The organism is Pseudomonas viridiflava, from assembly GCF_900602065.1.
In the GTDB taxonomy this organism is placed as follows: Bacteria; Pseudomonadota; Gammaproteobacteria; order Pseudomonadales; family Pseudomonadaceae; genus Aquipseudomonas.
In genome coordinates, this window is sequence record NZ_UWFN01000265.1 from 334,882 (window position 1) to 350,695 (window position 15,814).

Annotated in this window: 14 protein-coding genes; 3 read left to right on the top strand and 11 right to left on the bottom strand. The window is 57.5% G+C overall.

Going from position 1 to position 15,814, the window contains the following annotated elements:
• Positions 1-33: 33 nt before the first annotated feature.
• From purT to EE949_RS16655, 5 genes are all read right to left on the bottom strand, one after another.
• Positions 34-1,215: a formate-dependent phosphoribosylglycinamide formyltransferase gene (purT, locus tag EE949_RS16635; RefSeq protein ID WP_122665273.1), complete on the bottom strand. Its 1,182-nt coding sequence runs from the start codon at positions 1,213-1,215 to the stop codon at positions 34-36.
• A gap of 98 nt (positions 1,216-1,313) precedes the next feature.
• Complete coding sequence (locus tag EE949_RS16640) at positions 1,314-1,781, bottom strand: VUT family protein (protein ID WP_122665274.1); 468 nt, start codon at positions 1,779-1,781, stop codon at positions 1,314-1,316.
• Positions 1,782-1,949: 168 nt separating this feature from the next.
• Positions 1,950-2,147: a DUF1289 domain-containing protein gene (locus EE949_RS16645; protein WP_430735944.1), complete on the bottom strand. Its 198-nt coding sequence runs from the start codon at positions 2,145-2,147 to the stop codon at positions 1,950-1,952.
• Positions 2,147-2,671: a gamma carbonic anhydrase family protein gene (locus EE949_RS16650; protein ID WP_122665276.1), complete on the bottom strand. Its 525-nt coding sequence runs from the start codon at positions 2,669-2,671 to the stop codon at positions 2,147-2,149. Before EE949_RS16650 ends, EE949_RS16645 begins: the two co-directional genes overlap by 1 nt.
• Positions 2,672-2,713: 42 nt before the next feature.
• On the bottom strand, positions 2,714-3,310 hold the full coding sequence (locus tag EE949_RS16655; protein ID WP_087264536.1) for a CoA pyrophosphatase: 597 nt from the start codon (positions 3,308-3,310) through the stop codon (positions 2,714-2,716).
• A 156-nt stretch (positions 3,311-3,466) separates the two neighbouring features.
• Between EE949_RS16655 and EE949_RS16660 the strand changes: the two genes are divergently transcribed.
• Entirely contained in the window at positions 3,467-4,018 is a 552-nt protein-coding gene (locus tag EE949_RS16660; protein ID WP_122665277.1) for an NUDIX hydrolase, read from the top strand.
• A 44-nt stretch (positions 4,019-4,062) separates the two neighbouring features.
• Entirely contained in the window at positions 4,063-4,626 is a 564-nt protein-coding gene (locus EE949_RS16665; RefSeq protein WP_122665278.1) for a L,D-transpeptidase family protein, read from the top strand.
• 95 nt (positions 4,627-4,721) lie between these two features.
• Here EE949_RS16665 and EE949_RS16670 read toward each other — a convergent pair whose 3' ends face one another.
• A complete protein-coding gene (locus tag EE949_RS16670; RefSeq protein ID WP_122665279.1) occupies positions 4,722-5,033 on the bottom strand; it encodes a YqfO family protein in 312 nt (103 codons plus the stop codon).
• Between the two features lie 6 nt (positions 5,034-5,039).
• Positions 5,040-8,936, bottom strand: a complete 3,897-nt coding sequence (gene purL / locus EE949_RS16675) for a phosphoribosylformylglycinamidine synthase (protein ID WP_122665280.1) — start codon at positions 8,934-8,936, stop codon at positions 5,040-5,042.
• A gap of 214 nt (positions 8,937-9,150) precedes the next feature.
• On the opposite strand from purL, the gene mltF reads away from it, so the two are divergent.
• A complete protein-coding gene (mltF, locus tag EE949_RS16680; RefSeq protein ID WP_122665281.1) occupies positions 9,151-10,611 on the top strand; it encodes a membrane-bound lytic murein transglycosylase MltF in 1,461 nt (486 codons plus the stop codon).
• 158 nt (positions 10,612-10,769) lie between these two features.
• Here mltF and tadA read toward each other — a convergent pair whose 3' ends face one another.
• The 4 genes from tadA to guaA all read right to left on the bottom strand — a co-directional run bounded on the left by tadA (position 10,770) and on the right by guaA (position 15,735).
• On the bottom strand, positions 10,770-11,252 hold the full coding sequence (tadA, locus tag EE949_RS16685; protein ID WP_122665282.1) for a tRNA adenosine(34) deaminase TadA: 483 nt from the start codon (positions 11,250-11,252) through the stop codon (positions 10,770-10,772).
• A complete protein-coding gene (locus EE949_RS16690; protein ID WP_122665283.1) occupies positions 11,252-12,625 on the bottom strand; it encodes a multicopper oxidase family protein in 1,374 nt (457 codons plus the stop codon). Before EE949_RS16690 ends, tadA begins: the two co-directional genes overlap by 1 nt.
• A 493-nt stretch (positions 12,626-13,118) precedes the next feature.
• On the bottom strand, positions 13,119-13,847 hold the full coding sequence (locus EE949_RS16695) for a hypothetical protein (RefSeq protein ID WP_122665284.1): 729 nt from the start codon (positions 13,845-13,847) through the stop codon (positions 13,119-13,121).
• A gap of 310 nt (positions 13,848-14,157) precedes the next feature.
• On the bottom strand, positions 14,158-15,735 hold the full coding sequence (gene guaA, locus EE949_RS16700) for a glutamine-hydrolyzing GMP synthase (RefSeq protein ID WP_122665285.1): 1,578 nt from the start codon (positions 15,733-15,735) through the stop codon (positions 14,158-14,160).
• Between the last annotated feature and the right edge of the window lie 79 nt (positions 15,736-15,814).

Genomic DNA, 15,814 nt, shown 5'->3' on the forward strand with positions numbered 1-15,814 from the left:
CTGGGACACCGCCCTATATGACGCAGCGCTACGTTACAGCTGGACTTTCACAGCCCGCGAAGAGCGGGTGGCCTTGGCGCGGGCCGCTTCGATGGACTCGTCACGGGCCAGTGCCACGCCCATGCGGCGCTGGCCGTTGACTTCAGGCTTGCCGAACAGACGCAGTGCGGTATCCGGCTCGCTCAGGGCCTCATTGAGGTTGGCGAAAGTGGTATTCGTCGACTGACCTTCCACCAGAATTACAGCTGAAGCCGATGGCCCAAACTGGCGAATCTGCGGGATCGGCAGACCCAGAATGGCGCGAGCGTGCAAGGCAAACTGCGACAGGTCCTGAGAAATCAGAGTAACCAGGCCTGTATCGTGCGGGCGCGGCGAAACTTCGCTGAACCAGACCTGATCACCTTTGATGAACAGTTCGACACCAAACAGACCACGACCACCCAGCGCCTCAGTAACCGCCTTGGCAACGCGCTCGGACTCAGCCAGTGCAACAGGGCTCATAGCCTGTGGCTGCCAGGACTCCTGATAGTCGCCCTTCTCCTGACGGTGGCCCACTGGCGCGCAGAAGGTAGTACCGCCCGCGTGACGTACGGTCAGCAGAGTGATTTCGTATTCGAAGTCGATGAAGCCTTCGATGATCACGCGGCCTTTACCGGCACGACCGCCTTCCTGAGCGTAGTCCCAGGCCTTCTGCACGTCATCAGCAGTGCGCAGCAGGCTCTGGCCTTTGCCCGACGAACTCATCACCGGCTTGACCACACATGGGAAGCCCAGGTCCTGGACAGCCTTGCTGTAGTCTTCGAAGGTGTCGGCGAAGTGATACGGCGACGTTGGCAGGTCCAGCTCTTCGGCGGCAAGACGACGGATGCCTTCGCGGTTCATGGTCAATTGCGTGGCGCGGGCCGTCGGGATAACCGTGAACCCTTCAGCTTCCAGTTCAACCAGAGTGGCGGTGGCGATTGCCTCGATTTCCGGCACGATGTAGTGCGGTTTCTCGGCTTCGATCACCGCACGCAGCGCAGCACCGTCGAGCATGTTGATCACATGGCTGCGATGGGCAACCTGCATGGCAGGCGCATTGGCATAACGATCAACAGCGATCACCTCAACGCCCAGGCGCTGCAGTTCGATCACTACTTCCTTGCCCAGCTCACCGCAACCGCAGAGCAATACACGGGTCGCGACAGGCGACAGTGGAGTTCCGATTTGAGTCATCTCAGGTCCTCGTGGAGCAGATATCGAGGGCAGCCCGCGTCGATGCGAGCGACCGCTGTGGAGAAAGGCGCGCAATTTAACACGAAGCCCCGTAATTCTCAGCCAGGACAAGCGTTCTTGCGCGCACGCCAGGCCATGATCAGCCAGACGGCAGTGACACCGGCAAACTTGGAAACCAGCGCCGTGACAATAACCGGAGTGGTCAGCGCATCGATCAGGCCGAAAAAGATGAAGGTATCCACCGGGATACTCAACGCCGAACTTAGCCACAAACGATCACGCAACGGACGCTTGGTGATAGTGAACACCAGCCAGTCGATGCACTCCGAGACCGCAAACGCTGTGGCACTGGCCAGCGCAATGGTGGGATCGGACGTCACATACGACAGCACCAGAGCGGCGAGCATAGCCAGGATCGCACCGTGGCCGAAACGGGTCTGCACCATATCGCGCAACACAAACACCAACCCACCCCAGGCAGACCAGATAACGTCCAGATGCGGCGCGGCGGAAAAAGCGAAATTGATCAGCACAACGCTGCTGATGTAGGCAATCAGGAAGAGCATGAGGTGAGGCTTATGTGGCGGGAAGATGCGGAGATGATACCAGCCTCGCTGCTCGCTGATCTGGAATCGGTACTTTGTAGGAGCTGCCGAAGGCTGCGAAGCGAACCATCTGGAAGACCGCTTTCGCAGCCTTCGGCAGCTCCTACAAGAATCGCCATGCGAGACTGCTCAGGACAACTTCCAGACAAGCCCACTCGCTTCGGCACGCTCATGGCAGAGCCTGAGCACGGCGCGGCGCTGGTCGTTGTCCATGGCGTGCCAGTCGGTGATTTCTTTCACGGTACGCTGGCAACCCAGGCATACATCATCGTCATCCAGCGCGCAGATACTGACGCAGGGTGAGGCAACACGGCGTTCGGTTTCCATCAATCGTCCTGCGGCATCAAGTCGCGAGCGTAGCGCTGGGCGTTGTGGACGTAGTGGGCGGCACTGGCTTCAAGCATTTTCTTCTGCACTTCAGTGAGTTCACGCACTACTTTACCGGGCGAGCCCATGACGAGCGAGCCATCAGGGATCACCTTGCCCTCACCGATCAACGAATTGGCGCCGATGATGCAGTACTTGCCAATCTTCGCGCCGTTAAGGATCACTGCGTTGATCCCGATCAGACTGTAATCATCGACGCTGCAACCATGCAGCATGGCGTTATGCCCGATAGTCACGCCTTTACCGATCGCCAACGGCGAGCCCATATCGGTATGCATCACCGTGCCGTCCTGCACGTTGCTGTTCTCACCAATGTGGATCAACTCGTTATCGCCACGCAGCACGGCGTTGAACCAGACATTAGCCCCCGCCTCCAGCTTGACCTTGCCGATCAGCACAGCATTGGGCGCGACCCAGCTTTGCGGATGGGTTTCGACGCGAAAATCGCCCAGACGATATTTCATGGGTAGGAATCCTCAAGGCTCTGCGGCCCGTTTAATCGACGCTTAGATCACGGAGTGTTCAGGCGGGTGATGCAGGCTGATCTTGCTGTCATAAAGCACGTTGATCAACTCGACGATCATGATCGCAGTCAGCCCCCAGATTTTGAATTCCCCGTAACGATAGCTGGGCACGTACCAACTACGTCCTTGATAGTCGATGCGGTGGGTATGCTCTCGGGTGTCCTGCCGAAAGAACTCCAGCGGCACGCTGAACACGGCGGCGATTTCAGCATCGTTGGGGCGATATTCGACGAAGTCGGGAATCAACCCCACATAGGGCGTGACTTTGATACCGTGCTTGGAGATCAATGGGCTGAGCGGGCCGATCACTTCTACCAGCCCCGGCGGCAGACCGATCTCTTCCTCGGCTTCGCGCAGTGCAGTAAAAATCAGGTCACTGTCTTCAGGGTCACGTCGCCCACCCGGAAAGGCCACTTCACCACCATGGGTCGACAGCCCGCTGGCACGCAGAGTCAGAATCAACTCCGGCTCGTCACTACGGGTAATCGGCAGCAACACTGCAGCTTCGGGAAAAAGTCGATCCGTCTCAAATGTGCTCGGCGTATGACTGCTTACACGGCGAAGTAGCTCATCCAGCATGGGAAATCTCGATCTGTTGCCTACCCCGCATCATGCACCAAAGTGGCGAACCGCCCAAGCCCTTGTAGGACAATGTAAGCAAGACTAAAGCGCAGCTTGCCGATGACCCGCACCACGCGCCAAGATAGCGGCTGAATTCAGCAATCGACTCATTCCATGAAATTCTGCAGCCAGTGCGCCAAACCGGTTATCCAGTGCATTCCTGAAGGCGATAGCCGCCTGCGTTATGTCTGCGAACATTGCAAAACCATTCACTACCAGAACCCCAATATCGTCGCGGGCTGCCTGGCGGTGTGGGAAGGCAAGGTATTGCTGTGCCGTAGGGCTATCGAACCTCGCCTGGGGTTCTGGACCCTGCCGGCAGGCTTTATGGAAAACGGCGAAACCATGGAGCAGGCAGCACGCCGGGAAACGGATGAAGAAGCCTGCGCAACGCCGGGCGATCTCAGTCTGTACATGCTGGTAGACGTTGCGCACATTAATCAGGTGCATGTGTTCTTTCGGGGCGAGCTGGCTACACCAGACTTCGCCGCCGGAATCGAGAGCCTGGAAGTCCGCCTGTTCGACGAAGCCGACATACCGTGGTCAGAGCTGGCTTTCATGACGGTCCGCCGTACCCTAGAATGCTTTTTCGCGGATCGTCGCCAACAGGTTTACCCTGTGCGTAACGAGTCCCTGCCGCCATCGCGGCCCATTCAAGACTCTTAATCAGGCCAGCCCACAACAGGCGCCGCCTCAGGGATACCGTTTAGATGCGTTGGTTGCTCGCTGCTTTGTGCTTGTCATTCATGCCGCTGTCTCAGGCCTCGTTTACTCAGACCATTGTTCCGAAGGGCAGCGAGCAGAAGATCGTTGGCGAAAAGGTCATCAACGTCGAGAACATCGCAGACAAGAAAATCGACAAAGTGCTGGTGCTCAAATCAGTCCGTCAGTTGCAACTGATCAGCGGTGGCGAGTCCCTGAAGACCTACCGTATTTCGCTGGGTAAACAACCCAAAGGCACCAAACTCAAGGAAGGCGACCAGCGCACACCCGAAGGTTTCTATTGGCTCGACTGGCGCAAGACCAGCACCAACTACAACTTGTCGATGCACATCTCCTACCCGAATGCTGCGGACGCAGAGCGCTCAAAACGCGAAGGCGTGAAGCCGGGCAGCATGATCATGATTCATGGCACGCCAGTGGATGAGGAGTATCCGGAGTGGTACTTCCACACGCTGGACTGGACCAACGGCTGCATCGCGCTGAAGAACAACGACATGCGGGAAGTGTGGAGCCTGGTAAAAGACGGCACGATGATTGAGATCAGGCCTTAAAGAGAACGCTGGACTCCTGTAGGAGCTGCCGAAGGCTGCGATGGCGATGTATCAGATAAATCGCATCGCAGCCTTCGGCAGCTCCTACAGAGGAATTACAGATCCTCCAACCGCCAAACCTCGTAGGCTGGTGTCTCATAGGGGTGGCTCTGCTTGAGAGCCACCACTACTTGCTGAATCAACTCATCCGCTACAACAAGCTCAACCTTCCATTCCTGCACCTGCTCGACCACGCCGCCCTGCCCGATAAATGGCTGACTGCCATCCAGCGGGCGGAACTGGCCGTGGCCAAGCACCTGCCATGAACACTGGTCATAAGCCCCGATTCGCCCTGCACCAGCGGCGAATACGGCACTTTTGACCTGATCTACATGGCTCGGCGGCACAAAGAACGCGAGCTTGTACATGACGTCTTAGTTAACCCAGGCACGTGCATTGCGGAACATGCGCATCCACGCACCGTCTTCGTTCCAGTCTTCTGGACGCCAGGAGTTCTGCACGGCACGGAATACACGTTCAGGGTGCGGCATCATGATAGTGACGCGACCGTCGCGAGTAGTCAGACCACCAATGCCGCGCGGCGAACCGTTCGGGTTGGCCGGGTAGGCTTCGGTGATCTTGCCGTGGTTGTCGACGAAACGTAGCGCGACCGTGCCGGAAACATCGGCAGCGACCAGCGCTTCATCACTGGAGAACTCAGCGTGACCTTCGCCGTGGGCGATGGCGATCGGCATGCGCGAACCGGCCATACCCTGCAGGAAGATCGACGGCGACTCCTGGATCTGCACCATCGCAACCCGGGCTTCGAACTGCTCGGAGCGGTTGCGCACGAAGTGTGGCCACAGCTCGCTGCCCGGAATCAACTCGTGCAGGTTGGACAACATCTGACAACCATTGCACACACCGAGAGTGAAGCTGTCCTGACGCTCGAAGAAGCCCTGGAACGCATCACGCGCTCGGCTATTGAACAGCGCCGACTTGGCCCAGCCTTCACCAGCGCCCAGCACGTCGCCGTACGAGAAGCCACCGCAAGCAACCATCCCTTTGAAATCGTTCAGATCGACACGACCGGCGAGGATATCGCTCATGTGAACGTCAATCGCGTTGAAACCGGCGCGGTCGAAAGCAGCTGCCATTTCGACCTGACCGTTGACGCCCTGCTCACGCAGTACAGCGACTTGTGGACGCACGCCAGTCTTGATGTACGGCGCCGCAATGTCTTCGTTGACGTCGAAGCCCAGCTTGACGGTCAGGCCTGGATTATCTTCTTCCAACAGCGCGTCGAACTCTTGATCGGCACACTCGGCGTTATCACGCAGACGCTGGATCTGGTAGCTGGTTTCAGCCCACTGACGCTGCAGCAGACGACGCTGGCCGCCAAACACTGGCTCGCCATTGAAGCTGATGGAAACTTCGTCGTTGTTGACCGGCTGACCAATTACGGCAACGCAATCTTCCAGACCCGCAGCGCTGAACTGGGCCAGTACATCCGGAGTGGCATCCTGGCGAACCTGAATCACCGCACCCAGCTCTTCGTTGAACAGGATTGCTGCCAGTTCGGCTGGCGTCTCAGCCAGACCGTCCATGTGCAGGTCCAGACCACAATGACCAGCGAAAGCCATTTCCAGCGTCGTAACCAACAGACCGCCATCGGAACGGTCATGGTAAGCCAGCAGATGGCCGTCAGCGTTCAGACCTTGAATGACAGCGAAGAACGCCTTGAGGTCTTCCGAGTCATCGACGTCCGGTGCAACACGACCGAGCTTGCCGTAAACCTGAGCCAGGATAGAAGCACCCATACGGTTCTGGCCACGACCCAGATCGATCAGGATCAGGTCGGTGACGCCCTTGTCCATACGCAGCTCTGGAGTCAGGGTCTTGCGAATGTCAGTCACCGGCGCAAAGCCGGTCACGATCAGCGACAGCGGCGACGTTACGCTCTTCTCGACGCCTTCATCGCTCCAGCGGGTTTTCATGGACATTGAGTCCTTGCCCACCGGAATGGTGATACCCAGTGCAGGGCAAAGCTCCATACCCACAGCCTTGACCGTGTCGTACAGACGAGCGTCTTCACCTGGGTGACCGGCAGCGGACATCCAGTTGGCGGACATCTTGATATCGGAAAGCTTTTCGATGCGCGAGGCAGCGATGTTGGTCAGCGTCTCGCCGATGGCCATACGGCCTGAAGCAGGAGCGTCCAGCAGTGCCAGCGGAGTACGCTCGCCCATCGCCATGGCTTCACCGGTATTGACGTCGAAGCTGGTTGCGGTCACGGCGACGTCAGCCACCGGCACCTGCCAAGGGCCTACCATCTGATCACGAGCGACCAGACCGGTAATGCTGCGGTCACCAATGGTGATCAGGAAGCTTTTGCTGGCTACGGCCGGATGGTGCAGAACGCGCTGTACGCTTTCTTCGATGTCGAGCACGCTCGGGTCAAAGTCGTCGCCCAGTTCGTTTTCACGATCAGCACTGCGGTGCATGCGCGGAGCCTTGCCCAGCAGGACTTCGAGCGGCATATCAACCGGGTTGTTGCCGAAATGGCTGTCGGTCACGGTCAACTGTGGCTCGGCAGTCGCCTCACCCACTACCGCGAACGGGCAGCGCTCACGTTCGCAAATAGCCTTGAAACGCTCGAAGTCTTCGGCGCCCACAGCCATCACGTAACGTTCCTGGGATTCGTTGCTCCAGATTTCCAGCGGGGCCATGCCCGGCTCGTCGTTTGGCACATTACGCAATTCGAAACGACCACCACGGCCGCCGTCATTGACCAGTTCCGGGAAGGCGTTGGACAAACCACCCGCGCCTACGTCGTGAATGAAGCTGATCGGGTTCTTGTCACCCAGCTGCCAGCAACGGTCGATGACTTCCTGACAACGACGCTCCATTTCAGGGTTTTCACGCTGAACCGAAGCAAAATCCAGATCCGCCGAGCTGGTACCGGTGGCCATCGAAGAAGCCGCGCCGCCGCCCAGACCGATCAACATCGCCGGGCCGCCGAGTACGATCAGCTTGGAGCCAACGGTGATTTCGCCTTTCTGTACGTGTTCGGCACGGATGTTACCCATACCGCCGGCGAGCATGATCGGCTTGTGGTAACCGCGAACTTCATCACCGTGCGGCGTGCTGATGGATTGCTCGAAGGTACGGAAATAACCGGTCAGTGCCGGGCGGCCGAATTCGTTGTTGAACGCTGCGCCACCCAATGGGCCTTCAAGCATGATATCCAGCGCAGTCACGATGCGCTCAGGCTTGCCGTAGTTCACTTCCCACGGTTGTTCGAAGCCTGGAATCTGCAGGTTGGAAACGGTGAAACCGGTCAGGCCAGCTTTAGGCTTGGCACCGCGACCGGTTGCGCCTTCGTCGCGAATCTCGCCACCCGAACCAGTCGATGCGCCCGGGAACGGGGCAATCGCAGTCGGGTGGTTGTGAGTCTCAACCTTCATCAGAATGTGCACTGGCTCCTGTACCGCACCGTACTGGCGGGTTTCAGGGTCCGGGAAGAAACGCCCTGCCACACTGCCGACGATCACCGAAGCGTTGTCCTTATAAGCAGACAGGACGCCTTCGCTGTGCATCTGGTAAGTGTTCTTGATCATGCCGAACAGGCTTTTTTCCTGGCTCTCGCCGTCGATATCCCAACTGGCGTTGAAGATCTTGTGACGGCAGTGCTCGGAGTTCGCCTGGGCAAACATCATCAGTTCGATGTCGTGAGGGTTGCGCCCCAGACCATTGAAGCTGGTGACCAGATAATCGATTTCGTCTTCAGCCAGCGCCAGACCGAGGTCGACGTTGGCTTTTTCCAGTGCAGCACGACCGCCACCCAGCACATCAATCGCAGTCAGCGGCTTGGGCTCGGCGTGAGTGAACAGGCCTTCGGCTTCCTGAACGGAACCCAGCACCATTTGTGTCATGCGGTCATGCAGGCAGCCGGCAATGATCTGGGCTTCAGCTTCGTTGAACTGGCCTTCTACATAGAAGGTAATACCGCGTTCAATGCGCTGAACTTTGGCCAGACCGCAGTTACGGGCGATATCGCTGGCTTTGCTGGACCATGGCGAAATAGTGCCGAAACGTGGCAACACCAGGAACAACCGGCCGGTCGGCTCTTGAACCGGCACACTCGGGCCGTATTTCAAGATGCGAACGAGAACTTCCTGTTCCTCGCCAGTCAGATCGCCAGCGACTTCGGCAAAGTGGGCAAATTCGGCATACAAGCCACTGACAGCTGAAACTTTCTGTTTCAGTTGTTCCAGTAATTTGCTGTGGCGAAAGGCAGAAAGGGCAGGAGCACCGCGCAGGATCAACATCTTCGGGACAGCCTCGGGAAGGGGGTGTGCTTTGAGGCCGTGCATTCTAGCCTAAACGTACTGTTTGAGCACCCAAAACGGCCAGATTGACAGTGCCCGAATATCGGCAGCCCGAGTTGCCCCCCAAGTTACCCATTAGAAAGGCCGCGCTCTAGCAGACCCGAGCGTCGCTGTCGAGATATGGCGACGGGTGCGCTTTGCGTATACTGCCCGGATGTTTTCCCAATCAGACTTCCGCCCTCGTTGTGCCAGATGGCTCATCGCAACCGGACTCTTCCTGATGCTCGGCGCCTGTGTGGATAAACCCAACACACTGGAGCGAGTAAAGGAGGACGGCGTGCTGCGCGTGGTCACTCGCAACAGCCCCGCGACCTACTTCCAGGATCGCAACGGGGAAACCGGTTTCGAGTACGAATTGGTCAAGCGTTTCGCCGAAGATCTCGGCGTAGAGCTGAAGATCGAAACAGCCGACAATCTTGACGACATCTTCGAGCAGATCCAGAAACCCGGCGGCCCGGTCCTCGCAGCCGCTGGCTTGATTGATACTGCAGAACGCAAAAAGCAGGCTCGCTTCTCTCACTCCTACCTTGATGTCACTCCGCAGGTCATCTATCGCAATGGCCAGTCACGCCCAACGGAGCCTTCGGATCTGGTGGGAAAACGCATTACTGTCCTTAAAGGCAGCAGTCATGCCGAGCAAATGGCTACACTGAAAGCGCAAAATCCTGCAATTGAGTACGAAGAATCCGACGCTGTTGAGGTAGTCGACCTGCTGCGCATGGTCGATGAAGGCCAAACTGACATCACCCTTGTGGACTCCAACGAGTTGGCGATGAATCAGGTTTACTTCCCCAACGTGCGTGTCGCGTTCGATCTGGGTGAAGGCAAGGGACAACGCTGGGCGGTAGCGCCGGGCGAAGACAACAGCCTGCTTAACGAAATCAACGCTTATCTCGACAAGGTCAACAAGAACGGCACTCTGCAGCGCTTGAAAGATCGCTATTACGGGCACGTCGATGTGCTTGGTTATGTGGGCGCCTATACCTTTGCCCAGCATTTGCAGGAACGCCTTCCCAAGTACGAGAAACACTTCCAGGCGTCTGCCAAGAAGGAACAGGTGGACTGGCGCTTGCTGGCGGCTATCGGTTATCAGGAATCACTCTGGCAGCCGGGCGTTACCTCCAAGACCGGTGTACGCGGCTTGATGATGCTGACTCAAAACACGGCGCAGGCCATGGGCGTGTCCAACCGCCTGGATGCCAAACAGAGCATTCAGGGGGGTGCCAAGTACTTTGCCTACGTTAAGGAGCAGTTGGACGACACGATTTTAGAGCCGGATCGTACGTGGTTTGCTCTCGCGTCCTACAACATTGGTGGCGGACATTTGGAAGATGCGCGGAAACTGGCTGAGAACGAGGGCCTGAATCCAAACAAATGGCTCGACGTTAAAAAGATGCTGCCGCGTCTTTCGCAGAAAAAGTGGTACAGCAAGACCCGCTACGGCTATGCCCGAGGCGGCGAGCCGGTGCACTTTGTGGCCAACATCCGCCGCTACTACGACATCCTTACCTGGGCCACGCAGCCGCAGCTGGAAGGCAGCCAGGTTGCAGAGAGCAATCTGCATGTGCCGGGCATGAACAAGACCAAGCCTGCTGAAGAAAATCCTCCGCTTTAAAAGACTTCCTCGCTTAGCCGAATTGAAATACGGTCCCTGTGGGAGCGGTGCTTGCCCGCGATAAGGCTTAACACGGTTCGCTTTAGATCGAGTCCGGCCTTATCGCGGGCAAGCACCGCTCCCACAGGGGGTCTCATTTCAAATCAAGCAGCTCAGCGTTAGCCCTTCGCCCGTCGCATCCTGAAAAACTCGCTCAACATCGTGCCGCACTCCTCACCCAGCACCCCGCCTTCAAACAAAACACGATGGTTGAGAAAGCCCTGAGTGAAAAACTGCCCCTGGCTCTGAACAATGCCAGCCTTGGGTTCAAGTGCGCCGTAGACCACGCGTGCAATACGCGAATGGACGATCAGCCCCGCGCACATGCTGCACGGCTCTAACGTGACGTACAGCGTGCTGCCCGGCAGCCGGTAATTGCTGACCGCCTGCGCCGCAGCACGTATAGCGACCATCTCCGCATGAGCGCTGGGATCACTGCCACTGATAGGGCAATTGAAGCCTCGACCGATGATCTCGCCATTCTGTACCAGCACCGCGCCCACGGGTACTTCACCCAGCGCAGCCCCTTGAGCCGCCAGTGACAACGCTTCGCGCATGAAGTCCTGATCGCGACTGCGATCAATGATTTGCGGCTGCCGCATCAAGAAACCTCTATTGCTGCCATAAGTCCGGTTTCCATGTGATCAATCACATGGCAGTGGAACATCCACACGCCGGGATTATCCGCCACCAGCGCCACACGTGCGCGCTCGTTTCTGCCCAACAGGAACGTATCGGTGAAATACGGAATAATCTTCCTGCGATCCGACGCCAGCACCTTGAAGCTCATCCCATGCAAGTGAATCGGGTGCTGATACTGGGTCATGTTCTTGAGCTCAAAGATGTAGCTCTTGCCCAATACCAGTTTCGCGATAGGCCGGTCGGCGCAGGTCTTGTCGGTGATATCCCAGGCCTCGCCATTGATCTGCCACAGACTTGGCGGCTTGCCGTTATCGACATTGACGGAGACCGATCCGACCCATTCAAAGTTGAAGTTAAGCTTTTCGGCATTTTCAATGTCCGGCTCGGCAATCGGATTGGCTGGCAGCTCCGGCGGCCATTCGCCTGGCGCATCATTATTGGCGACCGAACGGAAAGTACCCAAGCGCACCGGGCCATTTCGAAATGACAACTCTTCACCTGCAGGCGGCGCTTTGATCGCGAGACACAGGCGCATACCCGGTCCCAACCAATAATCCTTGCCCAACGGCCGAGGCTTGATCGGATTGCCGTCCAGCGCATAAATCTGTGCCTCGGCTCCCGGCAGATTGAGACGGTAGGTCACGGTGTTATCAAGGTTGAGAATTCGCACCCGAGTGATCTGCCCGGCAGGCAACTCGATAACGCCCTGAGGGATACCATTGATAGTAGAGAGACGCCCCGCCGTCCCTTCACGAGCAGCCTCGCGAATCACGCTGAACTCAGTGAATGCGCCCTCTTCGTCCACATGCCAGCTTTTCAGACTGACCGTGCGCTCATGTTTGAAGCCAGTGGGCTCGCGCTCTTCAATGATCAGCGGCCCGACCAGGCCGCGCCCCAGCTCTTCGCTGCTGCTGACATGCGGGTGATACCAGTAGCTGCCTGCATCCGGCACCAGAAACTTGTAATCGAAATACTCGCCCGGCTTGACGGGTAGCTGCGACACATAGGGCACGCCATCCATTTCCAGCGGCAAGCGAATGCCATGCCAGTGGATCGTGGTTTCAACCGGCAGATGATTGATAAAGCGCAAGCGCAGCCACTCGCCCTGTCGCACCCGCAACTCGGTCCCGGGCGCAGATCCGCCAAACGCCCACGCCGGCGTTTGATGCCCCGCGACCAGTTCGACGTCCAGCGGCGCGGCGATCAGCTCGAAATCATGCCCCTCACCCGGCCCACGACGGCCCAGCCAATACCGGGAAGCACCGCCCGCGCCCAGCCCCACCGCAGCAAGACCGACAAGGCCTCCGAGTATTTGTCGACGGGTAAAAGACATAAACGCGAACACCTCAAAAACCAGACACGAGTCGCATCCGAGAGTCGATGCGAGGGGCGAATACGATACACCTGCATTTCCAAAATCAAAACACCGAACCTGTTGGAGCGGCGGCCCATGCAGAAGTCGTCCCGGTTTCCGAGCCACCGCGCTGTCGCGCAGCAAACAGAGAACCAGTTTGACCGGCTTTAGCCGGGAAGGCGGCATTCCCGACGACAATGATGTGACGGATGTACCGACCTCTTCCCGAATAAATTCGGTCCCACAGGATTTGCGTAAACTCAGAACGTTACGTGTTGTGTTTCGATGGGAGCTAATTTGTTGGCTGTACAGGTCAATTGCTCACAATAAAAAAGCCGGTGCGCCTGCTGCTAGACGACACCGGCTTTTCTATCTATTCCACTCACTCAAACAACAGCGAACCCCTGATCGATCAGCTCGCGTCGGCATCTTTTTTCTGGAACACCAGTTTTGTGCCAGATATCTGCTGCTATCAGATTTTAGGCTTCACACCTTTGGCTTGCTCATCCGAAAGCTTTTTCGCACGCTCAGTTTCTGCCTGAGCATCACGCGCGGCCAGCTCGTCAAACATTGTTTTGGCGTCGATAAGGGAGACGGTGTAATAGGGCACCATGCCGTCAGGCTGTTCCGTCGTTGATACGACAATCAACTTCCCGCATGTCGGACTGAACGACTCAGGTGCACCCACTGTTACGCCGGGAAGATTGCTACCGCCCCGCATCATGCTATCGCAAGGCCCCGCTGTACCAGGACCGAAGTACTGTTTCCCTTCGCGGTCGAATTGCCAGACAAAACCGTAGCCCAAGCCGGGGGAGGAAGGCTTACCAAATTTTTCCGTCAATGAAGCCTCAAGCGTATCGGTCTTGATGCGCGCACCCTGCTCAAGACGCTGAACGCGAGCGATGAACCAAACCTTGCCTGAGTCAGTTTGAAGTGCTGCAAACTCGTCAGAAGGACGTTTCACGCTACCCACACCTGCCTCAGGTATCAGGTCCGGACTCACCGCTGTTACCCCTCCCTCATTGCCGTTTCTCAACATGAGCGGAGAAAGCTTCAAGTCGGGGTTTGCCTTGGCGATGGCTTCTTTGGCATCAGCTAACGAGGAACCAAGCGTCACGCCCGAAATATCGTCTGCTGCCATGGCGGTCAGGCAGGTAAGCGTGGCGAGAGAAGCGGCGACAACAGAAAGGTAAGAGCGCATAAAGACGGGTCCCTGATAAGAGCATCATTTCCATAGAGCATGCGGCCGGCTTTTGCGGCTGGTCGTTCACTGCCCGATTAATAGGTGAGAATTTTCTTGTGTACGCATGAAGCCGCAGGTTGGACCACTGCGATTAGTGAAAGGTGCGTTGACGCATAATGACTTGCAGTGTTTATGTGATGAATATCTCAAAATATAAGCACGCGACTTTTCGATTTTCTGGCGGGCTCTTCTATAGCAAGAGTTAGCCGTTATCGCAGGCATAAAAAAACCGGCCGAAGCCGGTTTTTTCATGCTGCGCTGTAGGGGATTATTCCCACTCAATCGTCGCCGGCGGCTTGCTCGACACGTCGTAAGTCACGCGGGAAATGCCTTCGATCTCGTTGATGATCCGGCCGCTGACAGTTTCCAGCAGCTCGTAAGGCAGGTGCGCCCAACGTGCGGTCATGAAGTCGATGGTTTCCACGGCGCGCAGTGCAACGACCCATGCGTAACGACGGCCATCGCCTACGACGCCAACCGATTTAACCGGTTGGAACACGACGAACGCCTGGCTGACTTTGTGGTACCAGTCGGCTTTGCGCAGCTCTTCGATGAAGATGTGGTCAGCGCGACGCAGCAGGTCGGCGTATTCCTTTTTCACTTCACCAAGGATCCGCACGCCAAGGCCAGGGCCTGGGAATGGGTGACGGTAAACCATGTCGTACGGCAGACCCAGTTCCAGACCGAGGCGACGTACTTCGTCCTTGAACAGCTCACGCAGAGGTTCGACCAGCTTGAGGTTCATTTCTTCCGGCAGGCCGCCCACGTTGTGGTGCGACTTGATCACGTGAGCCTTGCCGCTTTTCGCGCCAGCCGACTCGATCACGTCCGGGTAAATGGTGCCTTGGGCGAGGTACTTGATGTTGTCCAGCTTGCAGGACTCGGCATCAAACACGTCGATGAAGGTACGACCGATGATTTTGCGCTTCTTCTCCGGATCGCTTTCGCCAGCCAGATTGTTCAGGAACTGGTCTTCAGCGTTGGCGCGGATCACTTTGACACCCATGTTCTCAGCGAACATAGCCATCACCTGCTCGCCTTCGTGCAGGCGCAGCAAGCCGTTATCGACGAATACGCAGGTCAGTTGATCGCCGATGGCCTTATGCAACAGAGCAGCAACAACGGATGAGTCAACGCCGCCGGACAAGCCCAGCAATACGTTGTCAGTACCGACCTGAGCACGGACCTGAGCAATGGCGTCTTCAGCAATCTTCGACGGGGTCCACAGCGCTTCACAACCACAGATGTCGAGGATAAAGCGCGACAGGATGCGACCGCCCTGCTTGGTGTGGGTCACTTCCGGGTGGAACTGCACGCCGTAGTAACCGCGAGCGTCGTCTGCCATACCGGCAATCGGGCAGCTCGGGGTGCTGGCCAGAATGTGGAATTCTTCAGGCAGTTTGGTGACCTTGTCACCGTGGCTCATCCACACGTCGAGGCCGAACAGGCCGTCGGCGTCGATGTGGTCTTCGATACCATCCAGCAGACGGCTTTTGCCGACTACGTCAACACGGGCGTAGCCGAACTCGCGGAGTTCAGAGCCTGCAACCTTGCCGCCCAACTGCTCGGCCATGGTCTGCATGCCGTAGCAGATACCGAAAACCGGCACGCCCAGATCGAATACCGCTTGCGGGCAGCGCGGGCTGTTGGCTTCGTGTACGGACTCGGGACCGCCGGCGAGAATCACGCCTTTTGGAGCGAACTCACGAATGGCTTCGTCGTCCATGTCGAACGGGTGCAGCTCGCAGTAAACGCCGATTTCACGCACGCGACGGGCGATCAATTGGGTGTACTGGGAACCGAAGTCGAGGATCAGGATACGGTGGGCGTGAATGTCGAGGGCCATGACTCATTCTCGTCAATAAACAGAAACGACACGGGGCTGCGTCAACAGCCCCGGCTATAAAATTCGTTGGGCTGCATCG